8 protein-coding genes are annotated in these 19,132 nt (G+C 38.4%); 4 read left to right on the forward strand and 4 right to left on the reverse strand.

From position 1 onward, the window contains the following. Positions 1 to 66: 66 nt before the first annotated feature. The 3 genes from AC2SLT_RS12365 (at position 67) to AC2SLT_RS12375 (ending at position 2,398) form a co-directional block, all read left to right on the forward strand. Positions 67 to 1,232 (forward strand): IS3 family transposase gene (locus tag AC2SLT_RS12365; protein WP_486547055.1). Its coding sequence is split into 2 segments (ribosomal slippage): positions 67 to 337 and positions 337 to 1,232, totalling 1,167 coding nucleotides; the frame shifts between segments, so codons are not numbered across the junction. Positions 1,233 to 1,252: 20 nt separating this feature from the next. Next, entirely contained in the window at positions 1,253 to 1,801 is a 549-nt protein-coding gene (locus tag AC2SLT_RS12370) for a WG repeat-containing protein (RefSeq protein ID WP_486547957.1), read from the forward strand. 27 nt (positions 1,802 to 1,828) lie between these two features. Next, a complete protein-coding gene (locus tag AC2SLT_RS12375; RefSeq protein WP_486547958.1) occupies positions 1,829 to 2,398 on the forward strand; it encodes a hypothetical protein in 570 nt (189 codons plus the stop codon). Between the two features lie 274 nt (positions 2,399 to 2,672). On the opposite strand, the gene AC2SLT_RS12380 is transcribed toward AC2SLT_RS12375, so the two are convergent. The 4 genes from AC2SLT_RS12380 to AC2SLT_RS12395 form a co-directional block, all read right to left on the reverse strand. Next, a complete protein-coding gene (locus AC2SLT_RS12380) occupies positions 2,673 to 3,230 on the reverse strand; it encodes a class I SAM-dependent methyltransferase (protein ID WP_486547959.1) in 558 nt (185 codons plus the stop codon). 435 nt (positions 3,231 to 3,665) lie between these two features. Next, complete coding sequence (locus AC2SLT_RS12385) at positions 3,666 to 4,229, reverse strand: hypothetical protein (protein WP_486547960.1); 564 nt, start codon at positions 4,227 to 4,229, stop codon at positions 3,666 to 3,668. Positions 4,230 to 4,338: 109 nt separating this feature from the next. Further along, positions 4,339 to 11,118, reverse strand: coding sequence for a DEAD/DEAH box helicase (locus AC2SLT_RS12390; protein WP_486547961.1), 6,780 nt, complete (start codon positions 11,116 to 11,118; stop codon positions 4,339 to 4,341). A 36-nt stretch (positions 11,119 to 11,154) separates the two neighbouring features. Next, on the reverse strand, positions 11,155 to 15,108 hold the full coding sequence (locus AC2SLT_RS12395; RefSeq protein WP_486547962.1) for an STY4851/ECs_5259 family protein: 3,954 nt from the start codon (positions 15,106 to 15,108) through the stop codon (positions 11,155 to 11,157). A 223-nt stretch (positions 15,109 to 15,331) separates the two neighbouring features. Here AC2SLT_RS12395 and hsdR point away from each other — a divergent pair, with 223 nt between their 5' ends. Then, positions 15,332 to 18,943, forward strand: a complete 3,612-nt coding sequence (gene hsdR / locus AC2SLT_RS12400) for a type I restriction-modification system endonuclease (protein ID WP_486547963.1) — start codon at positions 15,332 to 15,334, stop codon at positions 18,941 to 18,943. Positions 18,944 to 19,132 lie beyond the last annotated feature (189 nt).

A 19,132-nucleotide genomic window follows, 5' to 3' on the forward strand; every position in this document is an offset into this window, starting at 1 on the left:
TGAGCTATGCTGAAAAAACCGTAGATAAAAACTTGGTAAACTAAGGAAGACAATTAGGAGTTTACCATGACAAAGAAAGCTAAAAGATACAGTGAAGAATTTAAAGCAGAAGCGGTCAAAGCAATAGAGAATAATGGTGGCAATGTCAGTGCCACAGCAAGGCATTTAGGGCTACCAATGCAGACACTAGCCAATTGGCAACGAAAAGCCAATCAAGGCAAACTCAAAGGTACTAAGCAATACGATCCAGAGCTTGTTTCAGCCCTTGAAGAAATTAAGCGTTTAAAGCGTGAACTAAAAATAGCACAAGAAGAGCGAGAGATATTAAAAAAGGCTACGGCGTACTTTGCCAAACACGATCAGTAAGGTACGCCTTTATTGACCATCACAAATATGAATTTAGTATCACAGCCATGTGCAAAAACCTTGATATCAAACCATCAAGCTACTATGACTGGAAAAAGCGTGACATCAGTGTTCAGCAAATACATCGCAATCACTGTGAGCTGCTTGTAAAAGCTGCGCACAGGAAGACCAAAGAACGATATGGCTATGAGCGTCTGCATGCTCACCTAAATGAACAAGGACACGATGTCAGCAAGTATATGGTACGTAGTATCAAAGAAGAACATGGTATCAAATGTAGACGTCATAAGCGCTTTAAAGTGACAACGGACTCAGAGCATAACAAGCGTGTTTATCCTAACCTGCTTAAACAGAAGTTTGGCGTTAATCGTCCTAATTGTGTCTGGGTCAGTGATATCACCTATATCTGGACAGATGAGGGCTGGCTTTATTTGGCAGGCGTTAAAGATTTGTATACCAAAGAACTGGTTGGCTACGCTATCGATAAACGCATGAAGACTGATTTAGTCTGTAAGGCCTTAAATAAAGCAATCAAAGATAAAAGACCTAGCCAAGGACTTATTGTGCATTCAGATAGAGGTAGTCAGTATTGCAGCGATGATTATCGCAAAATGATCACTAAACACGGTTTTAAAGGATCTATGAGTGCGAGAGGTAACTGTTATGACAATGCGCCAATAGAGAGCTTCTGGGGCGTTTTAAAGAATGAGCTGGTATATCATCATAATTATAAAACTCGATTTGAAGCAATCAACAGCATCTTGAAATATATTGAGTTAGATTACAATCAAGTCAGGATTCAGCAGAGTTTAGGTATGAGATCGCCAAGACAAGTTTGGATGGATTTCTATCGTCAAGCTGCCTGATTAAAATCTCCCAAGTTTAGGTGTACGGATTTGACAGCAGGGGTCATAAGTATGATGTTTTAAATGATTTCTATGATGGTTTTGCTTCAGCTGCAAATTTATCACAAGATACGGTTTACAAATACGGTCTAATCGATAAAGAAAATAAAGTAGTAGTTCCGTTTGAATATGACAATATCGGAAACCTTAGTGAAGGCTTGATTGCAGTACATAAAGACGGCAAATGGGGCTATATCGATCGAGAAAATAAGTCAGTTATCGGAATTAATTTAGCGTATGAGCAAGTTAACGATTTTTTAAATGGTCTAGCTGCTGTTTTTAATTATGAAGAAAATAGCGACAACTTTAAGTACGGCTATATCGACAAGACAGGCAAACTGGTCATTCCAATGAATTTTACCAGAGTCTTTTGGGATGATTATGAAGGTAAAATAAACTTTAAAAATGGTTTTGCTATTGTGAACGATTATGAAGGTAGAGAGTTTTGTATTGATACTAAGGGTCAAGAGACTCAGCGCCCAACAGGCATAAGTCGTACAAATAAATTTTATGAAGACGTGAGTGATTAAGAAGAGCAGGCTAATCCTGAACAAGATATGACAACTTTAGGTACTGCAAAATTTGCTTCTACTACTGACTATTTAGCGCTTAAACCTAATCAGGAATGGACTTGGAAGAATTTAGCTAATATGCCAAACGTCAAAGAGTGGCTTAATAAAACTCCTGAGAAAGATAAAAGTATACAAGGCGACCCAAACTATTCTATTGATGCTAATGTGATAGAGAATAGTTATATGACGGCCTATGGTACACAGCAGCAGCCTAAGCTTATTGTACTTAGCTCTGGGCAAGGCTATGCTGAGGATGAGGAGCTTAAAGGGGTTTATGCGGTTACTGACTTTTTTGATTCAAATGATCTGGTACGCATCGAAACAAATTGTGATGTAGATGGCAGGTTTGATCAAAAGTTTTATAAGTGGCAAAAAAAAGGATACCAGCCTCTTTATGTCTATGCAGTTTATATGGGTGGTAATGCAGGATGCGAGTCAAAATATGGTATTGCAGAGAATTTAGAGGAGTTCTTCAGTCCTAAGTACGAAGATTCCTTTCTAGGGCTTCAAAGCATAGATCAGAACTACGATGAAGTTGTTTGTGCATTTTCTTAATAGCAAATTACGGGGTAGTTTATGATTTAGAAGATTATAAACATAGCTTAATTCAGAAGTTTGATTTACCTTTAGAGTTTTAAATAATATAAAGTGAGGGTGGATTTAGTCCCCTTAATAATAAGCTATTATCTGAAATTAATCAGATTTGGATAGTTTATAGTCAACATGTTTGTGTTAAACTTGTGAGCTTTGGAACTGAAAAAGATCATAAGTTGGTTTTATAAACATCAGTTCCAAATTTCTTTTCGTGATTAAATAAACAACTCAACCATTATCTCTTACTCACCAAAACATTCAACCATTTATTATCCCGATCGTCTCTGAGATCCGAAGTAATCCAACAGTCATATTCGATAGCACACCCAATACGAAGCTGGTTTAAAACCTCAAGCAAACGCGCCTCATTCATATCGCAAAAAAAGCGACCACTGTCATCTGTCCGTTCTTCAGTGCCATATTTAAAAGAAGCATATAATACGCCATCCGTAATTAGCGTATTGAGTAAGTCACTCATTAAATCTGGCAAATCTGAGTAGGGAACATGAAGTAATGAGGCACACGCCCATATGCCAGTAAATTGGTTTTTATAAAAGGTACTGCTAATATCGTCAAAACGTAAATGTAGCCAGTTAACATGACTTAGCTCATAGTATTTTTGAGCGTTATTAATTAACGTTTCACTACCATCAATAGCAGTGACATTCATTCCGAGATTATTTGAAAAATAAAAGCTGTCACGTCCTGAGCCACAACCAACATCAAGAATATGTTGTGGAATTCCAATGTGCAGGGGTAGGTTTGCAACAAACACATCATACAATGCGGTCATGCTGACATGTCTAGTGTGTTCTATAAACATATCTGCATTTTGATTATAAAACTCTAAGGTTTGAAGTTTTTTTATATTGTATTGAAAGATGATCCAGGACTGTTAGCTTATCTTTAGTATGAGTAATAGTACTTGTACTATGGCAGACGAGCGCTTAGCTTAATAATGTATCTCCATATTATGCGAGCCAAGGCTTACTAATTTATGTATATTAGCATACCTACTACTGACTCATTTGCAGCGTTTTGAGCTTGATAAAAGAAAATATAATAGATTTAATGGGCATAAATAGCGGTTAGAGCATAGATGATTTAACAGTTATGCCTATTGGTATATAGCTTCAATGTAGAAGGTATGCCCATTAATATTCCTTACTATGAGATTAATCTTAAGTATGCTTAGCTTTATATTAATTCGCCTAGGTAACTATAATAATCAGTCAGTCTTGTACCCTAGCACATCAAAATGAAAATATTTGTATTCATCTCCTTGCTCCTTGTCGTAAATGAAGCAGTAGGGTTGGTTATGATAAGGTGCGCCACGTCTATATTCATCCCAATTTCCACTAAAACAAAATTTATTAGAGTTAATATTAAAATCAAACTCTAAGGACTCACCTTTATCATTAACTCGTAATAAATTACCATCATAATCTCTAGCTTCTGTAATGCCAAAGCCAGCAGGCATAACTGTCTTACGATTAGGGTCAATAACTACCATACGATAGTATTTATTAATATAGGGCTCAGGCAAGTCCATCAAGGCTTTATCTGCTTCAAAGATATATATAATCTTGTTTTTATCGAAGTTAGGGCGACGGGTTTTAATAATGTTAGCATACGCTTTAATACGCTTATCAGTACAGAAATTGACATTGTCAGAGTCAAATCCGCATACATTAACTGTGACGCCATATTTGGTATAGTCTTCTGCATTAGCATTACTATAAAATACAGTTAGCCCTGTAAGTAATGCTAAAGTAAGATTTTTGACTAACATATACGTTCCTTTGGTAGTGGTGTTGTAAACTTTAGCTTTAAATCGGTAACTACTTCTAAAGAAGGAGTTACCGATTTAATATCAATATCTTATAATTATCAGGCTGCAACTACTTTTTCTCATAGTGGGAAATATAGAAATAGTTTGCTTTGCCTTCTGTAGCCTTCAATAGTTTGCTTGATTTAGAAGTATCAAGAAGGGTTGAAGCTTGATCTAGTGCGCTAGAGCGAAACGTAAAAGGATTAGATTTTGAAGGCTCAAGGAAGCCAACACCTTGGTCTGGTACGATAATTGTCACAGAATTATCAGACCAAAATATCTTCAGATGTCGACGATGATTAACTGAATTCTTTGAATATATGCCAACATTAGCAATTAGCCCAAGATCCTTTAGGAAGTTTCGCAACACTTTTTCCTGATCGTTAGCATCTTTCCAGTTATGATCTATCTTATAAGGGTTTCTATCATTTTTGGCTTCGGTAGTTCGAATTGTTACTTGTGGATCAGTCCATAGATTGTCTTCATCATAAATAGACTTAAGCCCATAAATTATCTCACCGATCAGTAAAACTGTTAAAGGCGTTACTAGATATCGGTCAGAGTACTCTATTTGTATAATATCAACTTTTTTAGAAAGCTGATTATCAAGGTGTTTATATTGTTGTCTCATAAACTCCCAAAACTTAGCGCCAACCTCTTTAATAGGGCCGTCTAGCTCACTGTAAATCTTAAGTTCAAGAGTATCGTTCTCTGCGTCTGGCTTTAATCGTTCAATATCTAGTGGGTTCGTATTTAATAGCTCTGCTGTAGTAGACTCAACTGTTATATCTTCTGATTCAACGTACCAAAAATCGAAGTTTGGAACATAACTGCCCTTACCCGTAGTCGCTAAGGTTACTGGTAAACTGCTTTTATCTCCTTCAACCATTTGAAGAAGGTAATGGTTTGAGAGGAAGAGTTTATCGCTCTTATAGGTTGATAGTTCAACCTTACTAAATGAGCTTAATGTGGTTAGCTGAAGCTTAGAAATATCATCAAGGTTAGATAGGGAGTTCTCATTGATCGCTATCTGAACGTCATTGCCGTTATAATTCCAAGTTGCAACAAGATCAAATAATCTTGCTGATATATCCCAGTCTTTAGGATCTCCTTGTAAATATAGTCTAACTTGTTTATAGCCACGTAGGAAATAATGTGCAACTCTTTCATCAATTGACTGACCACAGTAGCTTGCCTCAGGTAATAAGTTCTTAGCATAGTCTGGTAGCTCAAGAAGGTTAGAGATGCTTTCTAAGTACTCAAGAGCTTTGATTCGATTGAGCTTATGGCTAATAAATCTTGTATCGTAAGACAGTAAGCAGCTGTGACAAGCTGAGTCACATTCATCATCACAGCTCAATACTGACTTCGCTTGCTTGAATAGTTTGTCCAGATACTGATGCGCTGTACTTGAGAATCCTGCACCACCACTGGCTTTATCATAAATACTAATGGCATATGCTACATCTTGTTCTATTTCTATTTGCCTAATACCAAAGCCTAATTCTTCAGCATCAATACCATGACACGCAGCTAAAGCATCTCGAAAAGCTACTGATAGAGTCTGGGCTATAACTTTATCTTCCTCAGTATTTAAAAACCTGCCATTTTCTGGGTCTTTTAAGTACATCTCAAACACGTTGGTTCTGTCTTGAGCACCAATGAATAGGTTTTGTACTAAATACCCCTTTTCGTCAGGATCACATGCACCAGACTTTAGATCTTCTTTAGATACCTGACCTTTACTTATAGGCTTCATTGGTAAATGTTTAAGGAAATTGGTACGTTGTTCATCCCATCTGTCAGGATTTTTTCGACGATCAAAACGAGTTGATTCTGCTCGACCACATCCTAAACAGATAAAGTATCCATGACCATATACACCACTACTTTGATGGAATACTAATCCATTCTCATCTGTGCGGAAGGATCCCACGTCAGGAGAAATCAGAGGGTGCAGACTACCTTTTGCCTGAATCTTTGGGTCTTCTACAGGAACAAAGGATTGATGTTCGATACTGTTATGAGGAGCAGTGTAGTAATCTACTCTGAACCCCATAGGTTCGACATAAGTTACAATATCATGGTTTATTTTGCGTTTGATATTGCCAGACTCAAAGAAGTCAGCTTGATTATCAGATAAGTCAGTCTTGATAGAGGAGTCGGTCTTAATAACTGTGCCACAGCTGTTACAAGAGATATGTTTGGCGCTTGGGTAGACATCCATGGCGCCGCAATGCTTACATCTAGCAAATACATTGATAATCTGGGCATCGTTACTACCAGAGCTATAATATCGGCTTAGCTCTAAACCTGCTGAACGATAGACAAGGCCGTCTACTGCAATCTCATTTCCTGGCGCATATTCTCTAATAGCAATAGCGATATCACGTACGGGTTTATTAGCATAAGTGCTTAAATTGTCTATTCTAGAAGATAGATTAACGTTAACTGGATTGACAGTTTGATTTGATTTTTTAGAGTTTGATTTATCGGTATTCTCAGCATACAAGCTGTATAAATCAAATTCGACCAGCCCAGAAGGGAAGCCGTAGCGGGGTAAGAAGTTATGTCGCGCCAAGTCAGACAATAAATAACCACTAGCAATGCTTCGTATGTCAAATACTAACTTAGCCAAGTAGCTTGACTTAGAGTCACTAAAGGTATGGTATTCTTCAATACGTCTAGCTACTCTATTGACTAAGTAGCTTTGTGCTTTAGCCAGATCCAGAAAGCTATTGTGAATAATTTCAGTGATCGAAACGGACTCTAAGGCGCTTAGTTTTCGAATCCTATCTATATTTGGCTGTAAGGTTTCAATATTTTCAGAGTTTCTATCAAGTTGTGTCAATAGCTTTAGCTCTTTAATGAACGAATAGGCAGGTGATCGTTTCAATAAATTACAATATAAGTTCTTGTATAGTTCTGACTCATCCTCAAAGCTAACTTCAAGTGATTCATTAATGTCAGCAATTATTAAATCGCTGGTTTCATTATCTTTATTTACCTCTTGCTCTATAGCTTCCTTAATTGTAGCTTTAATAATGGTCTCAATGTCTTTATAACTGGTGTCTGTCCAGTTGAAAAAGAAGAGGCCAGAGTTAAGGGTAATAGGGGACTCATTTTCTGGTATTAATTTAGGCAAGAAATACGCTAATAAATAAGCATTAACATGCCTTTGAACAATACGCTCACTATCAAGCGTAATATATGGCGGTGAGATTTGAGTATTAAATGCCCATAGCGTATTATTAAATACCATCTGTTCGTGTGGGTTATCCTTACACAGAGTGAAGGCTGTGGCAGTGCTTTCTCTACTTCGACCTGCACGTCCAGTACGCTGAAGGTAGTTAGCAGGATGAGGCGGTACGTTACTCATTGCAACGCTAGATATGCCGCCTATATCAACCCCCATCTCCATTGTTGTAGAGCAGTTCAAAATATTAATATCACCGTCTTTAAAGCTCTTCTCGTACTCTTTTAAGCATGCTGAACTAAGCTGTGCGGAGTGTTCTTCTGTAACAAGTGTATTGACACCTCGAATGACATCGCTTGAAACATCACTCCATAGATTTTCTTTACGAAGTCTTTGAATAGTATCATTATTGTCTAACCAGTTTTCAGCTTCACGTTTAAAGCGGAGTTCACCAGGAGATGGCGTGAAGATATCTATCGACTCTAAACGGCATAAGAACTGCTGTTTTTTCTCAGCTAACTCTTTAATTTTTGAATGACGAGGTATATAAGGGGTAATGCCTTTAAAGGTTTTTGGCAGTAGTCGGTTGGTGATAGGGCAGACCCAGACTTCTAATGGAATGCTTAAATAGGTATCAGAAAAGTCCAGCTGGTAAACCTGTATGCCTCCACTTATAGGCTTCGGGGTTAGTAGGCCTACTTTAATAAGGTCATTCCAAGCCCTGAGTAGAATAGTGTTAATAATATCTTCATCACGTTTATCTGATAAGTTTAAATTTGCAGCCAACGCTAATAAGCGAACCATACGCATACTATTGTTAGGTGCATGGGTGTTGACCTGTACCCATTCACGGGTAATCTTACTGTCTTCTTTGTCTAGCTTAAGCTCTGAGTTGGGCTTAACCAGTTGTTTTATACTAAAAAACCTAGTGTTTAGTGACTTCGTTTTATTGTCACTAAGATTCAGGATACGTTGTTCCCTAACATAATAGGTCAATAGTAGACTTAAATAATCCTTCCAATCTTCATTGGAAAAGCCTAATTCATTCCATTCCTCAAAGTTGTCCGTAGAGATGTCATTTAACTGGGGGTAACTAAACGATACCAATCCCATGGTTTCAAGAGAGTTATGGTTTTTAGGTCGATAAGCTATTTCGTTTAAGAGTAAGAGCTCTGCTTTTTGGAAATCATCATGAATATGATTAATATCGGCAATCTTACTGATACTCTTTGATAAGAATTTGAACTCAGGATGATTGGCAATCGATTGCACAACCTCCTTCCATTCCAATAAGGGAGGTTGAACTTTGCTTTTATTTTTAAGACTCTCAACTTTCTCTTCAAAAGTTTTTTTAATCAATGGATTTTTGGTTTGCGCTACTAACTGTTCAAGTTCAGCGAGTTCCAGTTGTTCTTCCTGAGTTAGCCCTTGGGATGACTTGAATTGTTGAGCTAGATTGTAATATACGATATGTCTTAAACTGCGACGTTCAGAATCCTGACGTAGCTTCATCGTTATACGGGCAGTGCCTTGTCTGCTATCAGTAAAAGTAATCATCCTTCTACCTTGAGCAGGTTTGCTGTCTGTATCCTTCTCAAAAGGAGGGCAATGTTCTAGTAAAAGAGGCGCTGCAGCACCCATATAAAAGGGTGCTCCTAAGCGCGCCGCTCTGATAACGGGTTTTTTAACACTCTGGTTGTCGCAGAAATAGCAGTGGTTAAGAGGAGATAACGGTGCATCCTCGTTTTTTATAATAACTTCAACCCTATCATCTGCTTTGATTGTATATTCGATACCTTCACTATCTATATTGCTAGGATAAAGATAAGTAGATTCATCTTTAGCTACTTCATCGACGAGGTTGTGCTTACTAGACCAGGTAGGAAGAAGTAATATGGGCTGAAAGTTGCCTGTATTCTCTTCATCATATCCATCTATCGGACTATCTATCGAATCATCCTCATCAACAGTAGAGGGTCTATCTAAGGTAAAATCATCATCCTTAAGTTGGCTAAACTGAGTCCATTTTGTCTTATTTGAACCATCTACCAGAACACTGTCTTTTTGGACAAGAAGGTGAGGAGCTTGACAATCATCGCAGTAACTTAGCTCAAATACTGGATAATGACAGTGTGAGCAACGGGTTTGTTGATTAGAATAGACATAGCCAAACTCCCAGTTAGGTTGGCCGTTATCTTTGACGCCTGATAGCGGTGTATCATGTTTGCCACTACAGTTTGGGTTTACGCAAGCATATAAGCCAGATAAAGTGCGCTGGAAAAAATGAGAGCGCAGGGGAAGGAATGCAGGTGCATCATTAGTATGCTTAGTATTTGAACACACATCTAGCCAGTTTAGTAAGTAATCTATGTTGGATGCTTGTATATTGCTATTAAGCAGTAAGGTATTGATGTCATCCTTTAAAACCTCAGTTAGTTGTTTAAGGCTTTGAGTTTTAGTGACAACACCATTTTCATTACTCTGTACAAATTGCTGTCTAATTTTTTGAGCAAAGGGATGATTTAGCAATGCTTTAAATCGATCATGGCTGACAAATTTATCAGCATCAATTTGAGCAATATTTTCTAATGACTCTACTTGGTTAAGAGGTTTGCTATTAACAGGAGAGATAGATGGAACGTTACGTTTGGCAGACACGATATGAATTTGCTGTTTATCAACACCTGCTAAAGACGCTAAAAAATTCTTGAGATTGTATTGTGCCTCTTCATCATCTCCGATAGTTGCTGAGGTAGCAATAAAGTGAACCTCATCGGGTTTAACATCAAATGCAATCATCACCCTGCGTAATAATAGAGACATCTCTGCAGCAGTAGAGCCTGTATAGCTATGCGCCTCGTCCAGTACGATCCAACGCAGCTTTCCTTTAGATTGATTAATAATAGGCGCGTCTTTTTGGCGAATAAGCATATACTCCAGCATGGTTGCGTTAGTAACCAAAATGGGAGGAGGATCTTCTCTTAAACCTTTTCGTGAAAGTACTTCAGCAGTATCTTTTGGCGCACCTTTCGCTGGGTTCTCTGGTGTATCGCCATTGTAGAGACTAAAGCGAATTTTATTATTTGGGGTATCTGCTCCTAATGAATCTGCCCATTCGCTTAAGCGTTCACGCTGTGAGTTGATAAGCGCATTTAAAGGATATAAAAATAAAGCTCGGACACCTTTCAGTCTTTCTTTCTCGATTTCCTGCTGTCTCACTAAGTCATCTAAAATTGGCACCATAAAACATTCAGTTTTACCAGAGCCTGTACCACTGGTGACAATTAATGAGTTAACCTTGTCTTTCTGATTTAATATTTCCCAAGACTTTGCTTGATGCTTATAGGGTACAGGAATACTGTTTACTAGCATATTGGCAACTTTTGGGTGTAATAGGCCGCCACCAAACTCGGCCATTTTTTTTTGTTGAGCCTCCCAAGGGAATAATACTTCAAATACAGGGTTACCCATTAGGCCTTGGTTGCCATTACCAGTCGCATTGTCGTGTGATAACTCTTTGATGAGATGTTCACGTAAGTTTTGATTAGCAAAACGTAAAATACCTGAGGTAGACTCAACAGCATTATGCTTTATATCGTTATATTGGGAATAAAAATATTGTTGTTTTTCAGGGATTAAAGGTAACTTGTTCACTATAAATTCCTTATGCGATAAATTAAAGAGGTGCCTTTACTTGTTAGTGTTATGACAGTGGTTAAACCATGAGAAAGCTACTTCGTATGAGTATTGATACCAACTTGGCGCAAACTTCATAACCTCATAGATTGCAACCTTTTGACGACTCAGTTTTTTACGCAGGTTTTTTAAACGATGAATATATTGCTCATCGTGAGCTTTATTTTCGTCAATAAGGTAGAGGTCGCTATGACTTGGTTCAGCAGAAAGCCAACCAGCTATAATGGGAAGCATAGCCGTAGAAGTGATGTAGTCACTTGACTTAGGGATATCAATATTTAAAGCGCAGTGAGAGTCTATTTCATTAACCACTTGTTTGATGATGTTTACTAACTTAGGGTTGTTGGGCCATTCAGCATTAACCAGTTGCTTCTGCTTGATAAGTTCGCCTAAGCAGTAATTCAAAGCACCGGAAACTTGATGTTTGAGGTGTCCGTCACTAGTGTCACTATAATTTAACCAAGCGCTGAAAGTCGGTGAGAGGGCTTGAAGCTCTTTATTAAGAGCTTCAAGTGTTGGTAGTAGAAGATCTTGTATTTGATCCTCACTAATGTTTTTGAATTCAGTGAGCTCCTTTTTAAGTTCCTTTTTAAGTTCCTTTTTAAGTTCCTTTTTAAGCTCTTGTATAGCCCGGTCGTAAATATTTTTAAAGTCCTCATAACTTAATAGGCTCCAGATAATTCCAATTTCGTCTTTAACTTTGGTGACGATATCTGGGCTCAGTATAAAGCCGTTTGTACCATAGATAATAACAGCACACATAAACTCTGGAACTTGGCGTGCAGCCACCCAGTTATCAAGAGTGACTAGCGGTAGTTGAATGCAATTGGTCGATACTTTTTTTAGGTAAGTCCATTCTGAGTGTTCTGGGTCAAACGCCATAATGCGATAAATGCGACGCATTGCTTTAAGCCTCAAGTGCTCTTTTGATATCTTACTGGCGTCTGCTAGAGTAAGCACATCATTTTGCGGTAAATCTGATTCGATGGTGCTATCTAGAATATTGATTTTGCTATCAGAAGCTGGGTTTATAGGAGTTGTTTCTGGTAAGTTATTATTACCAGAGTCATTATTATTATCTAAATCTAAGCCACCATTTGATAATGGCAACTGCGGTTCTGTGGCATAGTTATCTGTGTTGTTATTATTCGTGTTGTTATCATCAAGGTAATCAGAGTGTATAACCTGATATACAGTGGAACGAATAAGTTTGTTTGAAATATCTGAAATCTTATTTGACTGTAAGTTATCAGTAGTGTCTACATTTGATGCGTTGTCCTCACTGTAATAAACTAGACTAGGAACTAAATAAACCAGATAGGTGCCCTCAGCGGCGTCTTGTAAAGAGGTTGTTGACCATAGGTATTTAGTTTCCTCAGATACTGGCGACTTAGTCTTCGATAGGGTTATTACTTCTTCAGGGTTAATAAAACTAAATGCTTGAATATCAGAATGTTTATAAAGCTCTGCTAGCTCATTTTGCTCATGCATGCTTGATGCTGTATATTTATGTCTGCTTGCAAGCTCAATACACTGGCCTTCATGTTCAATATACAGCTGGTAATGATAATGTCCAAACGTAATATTGAAATGTTCAGTCCCACCTAATCTTAAAGTAACTTTAACCTTTTCATCCAAACCTTGTTCACTTAACGACATTAAACGTTTGATGGTAGGCAGCCAATCGACAGGTTTTAACTCTAAAAACTTGTTGGCATCAACACCATAAGTCGCACTTAGGATATTATCACGCTGTGAGTTGAGCCTGAACTCTACTGTTGCTTTGCGAGCCCTTGTAGGATTGAAAACTTTGACTCTATATCCATTAAGATTATCATCGATATTAAGATGGAGAGCGTTGCTTAACTGCCCTTGATGCCGGTCATAAATAACGGTCTGACTACTTGGGAAGTAGCACTGAAATCTTAGCGGGCGAGTGGTGGCATGCGCGATAGCATGTCCCTTATCACTGGACATGAAAGCTACATTTAAAGTGATTTTCTCACTAGGAACCTTATTGACACTCAGTTTGAATTTTTTTTCATTTAAGCTAACTGTTTGGCAATTTAAAGTATGTGGAGAATAGGCTTCCAGTTTAACGATGTCACGGCTGGTTAGGTGTATGTTGCCTACAGCTTCATTTGTATCACTATTTAATGGTTGTAATCTGTAACGAAAATCATGAGGAACCAGACCTAAATTGGTACTAAACAATACATTATCACTCTCATCACGAACTTGTATTCGATAACATCCTGATGGCGTTTCACGATATTCATTAAGCGTTTTGTAATTACCAATATGGCCTTGATTATCTAGAATCGGCGCTAGCAATAGCCGATGTTTTGGAACAGTACTTCTGATTTTAGAGTCTTCTTTACTGATTGCTGTAACAGCGATATCACCTTTAATGACCTTACTTGGATAACTGAAATCTACTAGCTGCCTACCAACTACTTCATATTGATAATTGGCGTCTTGGCTATTGGTTTTGAAAGTATATTTTTGGGTACCATCTGTAACGACAATTTTTCCTGTCAGTTTATATAATGAGCCTAGCATTTTATTTGAATGAAGCTTAGCAACAGCTTGGAGCTCACTATTAGGATCTAAGTCATGCTTCCAGCCTTCTGGTACAAAAATGATAGCGTTATCTTCTTTAACAGATTGGTTATAGCTACCTTCATATTCAGCGATAATATTATTATCACCTTCTCGTTGAATACTGGCTAAGAAAGGAGCATCAACATCGACCTCATTCATGCTTGAATTTTGATAGGGGTTAATGGGGTTGTTTTGATTATCGGTTAACCCCTTAATAATCTTACCAAGAGAGTCAGTCAGATGAAGCGTAATTGATGAATGCCAAAGGTCTTGACCTATATTAACACTATGAGCGGACCTCAGAATCATCCTGTCTTGAGAGTGAATTGGACTGGCTTCCCACTTGCCTATAACACTATCATGTTCTTGATCATAAAATAGCAAGCCAATATCTTCATCGGTAATCTTCTCGGCATTGCCATTAAGGCTTAAAAATTTGGGCGCCGATATTTTTGCGCTAAGAGTGACAGAGTGGTTATTAAGACTTATGTCAAGAGTACGTTTCAACTGTATGGTTTTAAACCAGTCATTTTCATAAGCTGGATTTTTATTTTTAACGCTTCGAGTTGAATCGACAACTAAGCTTGTCAATAGTTCACGGGCAGATTCGTCCTCTAGAGAAAAAGGAAAAAAGTCAGTCCAGCCTCCATTGGTGGTCTTGTCTAAGTGCTCAATAGGATTGGGTTGATCAATCAGTTGATAGGTAAGTACTAAGTTATGAATATCATCGACAAGTGCGACTAGGGTATCAATAATATCATCACGTCCAGACGTTTTCGGCAAGCGGTTTATATGATGATCAAAGTATAAACGAGTTTCTCCATCTTGGGCTTTTACCTTCATGGCACCATATAAGAGGTCAAGCCAGCCACCTGATGCATTAAAATAATTAATGGGTAGGCCGCCTTCTCTTAAAAAAGAACCCATGGCGCTTCGACGGTTTAACGTTGTGCGACTTATTTCTCTATCCCATTTTTCTAAGCCACTTTCTGTTATCTTTATTAAGTCTTGATTGCTTATATCACTATGCACGATATCTATTGAAGCGAGTAAATCAGACCATCTCCAATCACCTTTATATTCTCGGCGCCACCACTCAGCAGCATATAAAACGAATAGTTTATCTAACGCTTGACTATATTTGGTGACTTTATCGACATTATAAAAACAAGCGCAATTTTTCCTTAAATGACACTGTAAGTCTATAAAGTCGGCGTGTTTTAATCGGTATCTATATAGTGGTCTACTGTCTACGCTAAATGCCAAAATACGATCTATGGTTAACTGAGGATCGTTTGAATTTATAATGTTATCCAACTTAGCATTCTGTCTTGTGTAAACCATATTGATACATCCTTTAAGTGTTTATTTAAAATAACATTTTTAATTTTATGACGTCCTTATTAACATCCTAAGTGAGAATAACAACATTGTAAATATGATTTAGCTAAATTTAATGAAATATTAATGCATAAGTCTTTGACATATTTTGTATTAATGTTTGCTATTATTAGTTTAAGGTTATTAAAATTAAAATCGATATGGTGGCACTTTCATAAGGTGGGTTATGAGTAATAATAGTATTTCTTCGAACTTCTATTTCATGGAAGAGCACGACCCCATATTTTTGGAGTTGGCTCGCAACGGTGAGCGTGTTTTTAGAAGTGATCCTAATACCACACTGATGAAAATGAGACAACTTGGAGAGGCGTTGGCTAAAGATATTGCGTATAAAAATAATATCTACTTTGAGCCAGACGTTAAGCAAAGTTATCTCATTGGTAAGCTAGATCGAGAACTAAATCTTGATAAAAATATAAAAGATACTTTTCATTCGCTTCGAAAGGATGGTAATGAGGCTACTCATGAGTTTAAGACCAGTCACCATCAGGCTTCTAATGCCTTGAAGCAGGCACGGATGTTGTGTCTTTGGTATCACCGCACTTATGGTAAAGAGGGGGATAGGTTTAAATCTAAGCCTTTTGTAAACCTACCTGACCCAAGTGAGCAGCTTCAAAAGCTAAACCAACAGGTACGTCAATTGTCCGCTCAGCTAAAAAATGCCACTAGTGAAACTAATGATATCGAAGCACAGATTAAGCTAAGACAAGCCGAAGCGGATTTGATCGAACAAGAGAAACAAGAATACCTACAGTTAGCTGAGATGATGGAGGAAGAGAAAAATCAGTTAGCCAAACAGTATCAGAAACAAGAAGAAGAACTGCTTACCTTACAGATAAAGTTCGAAGAGGATATTCAAGCACTACAAGAAAAGCTGCAAAAGTCTATTGAAGAAGGAAACAAACCTCCCGCTAGAGTAAAGCTGGCGGACTTTATCCCAGATGAGGCGGAGGCTCGTATCTTGATCGATGAGCAGCTTCGGCAAGCGGGCTGGGAAGTAGATAGCGAGATCATGACACAAGCGAATGGTGAGCTACCTGAGGTTGGTAAAAACAAAGCCATTGCCGAGTGGACAATGAAAAGTGGTCAGGCTGACTACGTTTTATTTGCAGGTTTAATACCAATAGCTGCTATCGAAGCAAAGCGTCAAAATACCAATGTAGCCAGTAAGCTACAACAAGCAGAACGCTACGCTAAAGGTATTAAGTTTACTGGGAATATGAAGCCTGCTTATGAGCTGGTTGACGGGGCACTGACTTGGCACAATGCAGTAGGCTTTGATATTCCCTTCGTCTTTTCATGTAATGGGCGTCCCTATATCAAACAGTTACAAGAGCTATCGGGAATATGGTTTCGAGATATCAGAAAGCAGAGTAATCCGGCAAAAGCGTTAGAAAACTTCTATAGCCCTGAGGGTTTATTAGACTTACTAAAAAGAGACGTATCATTAGCAGAACATAAGCTAAATAAAGAGTCTTTTAGCTATTTAGGGCTGAGGGACTATCAGGTAAATGCGATTAAAGCTGTCGAAACAAATTTAGAGGCAGGCAGTAATAAGTGTCTATTGGCAATGGCGACTGGTACGGGTAAGACCAGAACCATCATTGGTCTTATATATCGCTTCTTAAAAGCAGAACGTTTTAAGCGGATATTGTTTTTAGTAGACAGAACAGCACTGGGCGAGCAGGCTTTTGAGAGTATGCAGGAGATGCCGCTTGAACAAAATCAAACCTTATCGAAGATATATAACATCACAGAGCTCGGCGATATGGCAGTAGAAGCCGAAACTAGAGTGCAAGTGTCAACCGTTCAAGCTATGGTAAAACGAATATTCGATAGTGGCGAGCCACCAACCGTGGATCAGTATGATTGTATTATTGTTGACGAAGCGCATCGTGGATACACTCTAGACCAAGAAATGAGCGAGGGAGAGCTTGCCGTACGCGATCACACGCAATACCTGTCTACTTATCGCCGTGTATTAGATTACTTTGATGCTGTAAAAGTTGGCTTAACAGCGACACCAGCCAAACACACGACAGAGATTTTTGGTAAGCCAGTTTATACCTATTCCTACCGTGAAGCAGTCGCAGCAGACTGGTTAATAGACTATGAACCTCCCATTCGTTATGAGACCTTATTAACTAAAAACGGTATTCATCTTGATAAAGGAGAAGTGGTAAAACGCATTGATGCTATGACAGGTACTATCGATACGACAGAGCTCGAAGATGAACTGGATTTTGAAGTAACAAGCTTTAACCGAGCTGTTATTACCGAAGGTTTTAACCGTGTCATTTGTGAGCAATTAGCGCAAGAGATTGACCCTAATGGCGATGAGAAAGTACTGATTTTCTGTGCGACTGACTTGCATGCCGATATGGTTAAGAGGCTATTGGATGAGGTGTTTTTAGATTTATACGGTGATGAATACAATGTGGACTCGGTCAAAAAAATTACCGGTGCTAGCGATAAAGTTGGGCAGCTCATACGTTGCTACAAAAATGAGAAGTTTCCAACCATCGCCATTACTGTAGATTTATTGACTACTGGTATTGATGTGCCCAAGATTTGTCACTTGGTATTTTTACGACGGGTGAAATCACGTATCTTGTTTGAGCAAATGATTGGTCGTGCTACCAGACGCTGTGATGAGATTGGTAAGACGTTATTTAAGGTATATGACCCAGTGGATTTATTTGCTTCATTACAAGAGGTGAATACCATGAAGCCGCTGGTAAAGAAGCCTAATGTGACCATCGATCAACTAATTGAGGAGTTATTAAATAGCACGCCAAGCACCTCCAATACTAAGGTAGCTGAACAAGTCACAGACTATCAAGTTGATAATAAAGATAACGATAGTTCAGCTACTGACTCACAGCCACAAAGTGCTCCAGATTCCCTTTATGACTCTGAAAAAGATGGGTTTATCATCTCAGATGAGAAAATACAGCAACATCAACAAGAAGTACTAGATGAGCTATCACAAAAGATAATGCGAGTCATGCGCAAAGCAGAGAAAAAATCTGAGCGCAATCCAGAGTTAAAACAAAAGCTTGATGAGCTACAGGATATCTGGGGTGTAGCACCTGAGAAGCTACATCAATCGTTGCATGAAGGCGGTATCGAAGAGGCTAAGTCATTTTTAATTAAGCATCGTAATCTACTCAACCAATTGACAGAGGTAAAGTATCTAACTGGATCTGATCGAATGCCTGTCATATATGAAGGTGAAGATGAGCTTCTTGATCGTACCCAAGGCTATGGTGAACATCAGCGACCTGACGATTATCTAGAGAGCTTCGATGAGTTCATTCACCAAAACCTCAATGATTCAGTTGCTTTAACAGTCGTAACGACTAACCCGAAAAACCTAACTCGACAAGATCTTAAAGATATCAAAGTTATGCTCGATAACGCCGGATATAGCGAAGCCAAGCTGCGCTCCGCCTGGCGTAAAAAGACCAATCAGGATATTGCTTCAAGCTTGGTTGGTCATATCAGACGAGCTGCCTTAGGAGAGCCTTTGGTTCCATTTGAGACCCGAGTGAATCAGGCAATGCAAAACATCTACGCCAGCCAAGATTGGACGCCACTACAGCGAAAGTGGCTAGACAGATTGGCAAAACAGCTTCAATACGAAACTGTGGTGGATAAGCAGTTTATCAATGAGCGATTTTCGAGTGTAGGCGGAGTAAAGCAGTTTGATAAAATCTTGCATGATCGTTTGGACGCTGTGTTAGAGCAGGTCAATGAAGAGCTATGGCGGGCTTAATATAAGCTTAGAGATTAGTCTTCATGAAGCCTCTATGCGACACTAGATGACGCAATAGAGCCATTCACCCCCTATTAACGGGTGAAAGACTGGCGCTAACTTACTATAATCATCAGTAATCAATAGAAAACAGCAGTCATCAGCAGACCTGATGTTTTAACGCTAAGCACAACAATAACTAAATTAATT

Source organism: Psychrobacter sp. CX18 (genome assembly GCF_057396215.1).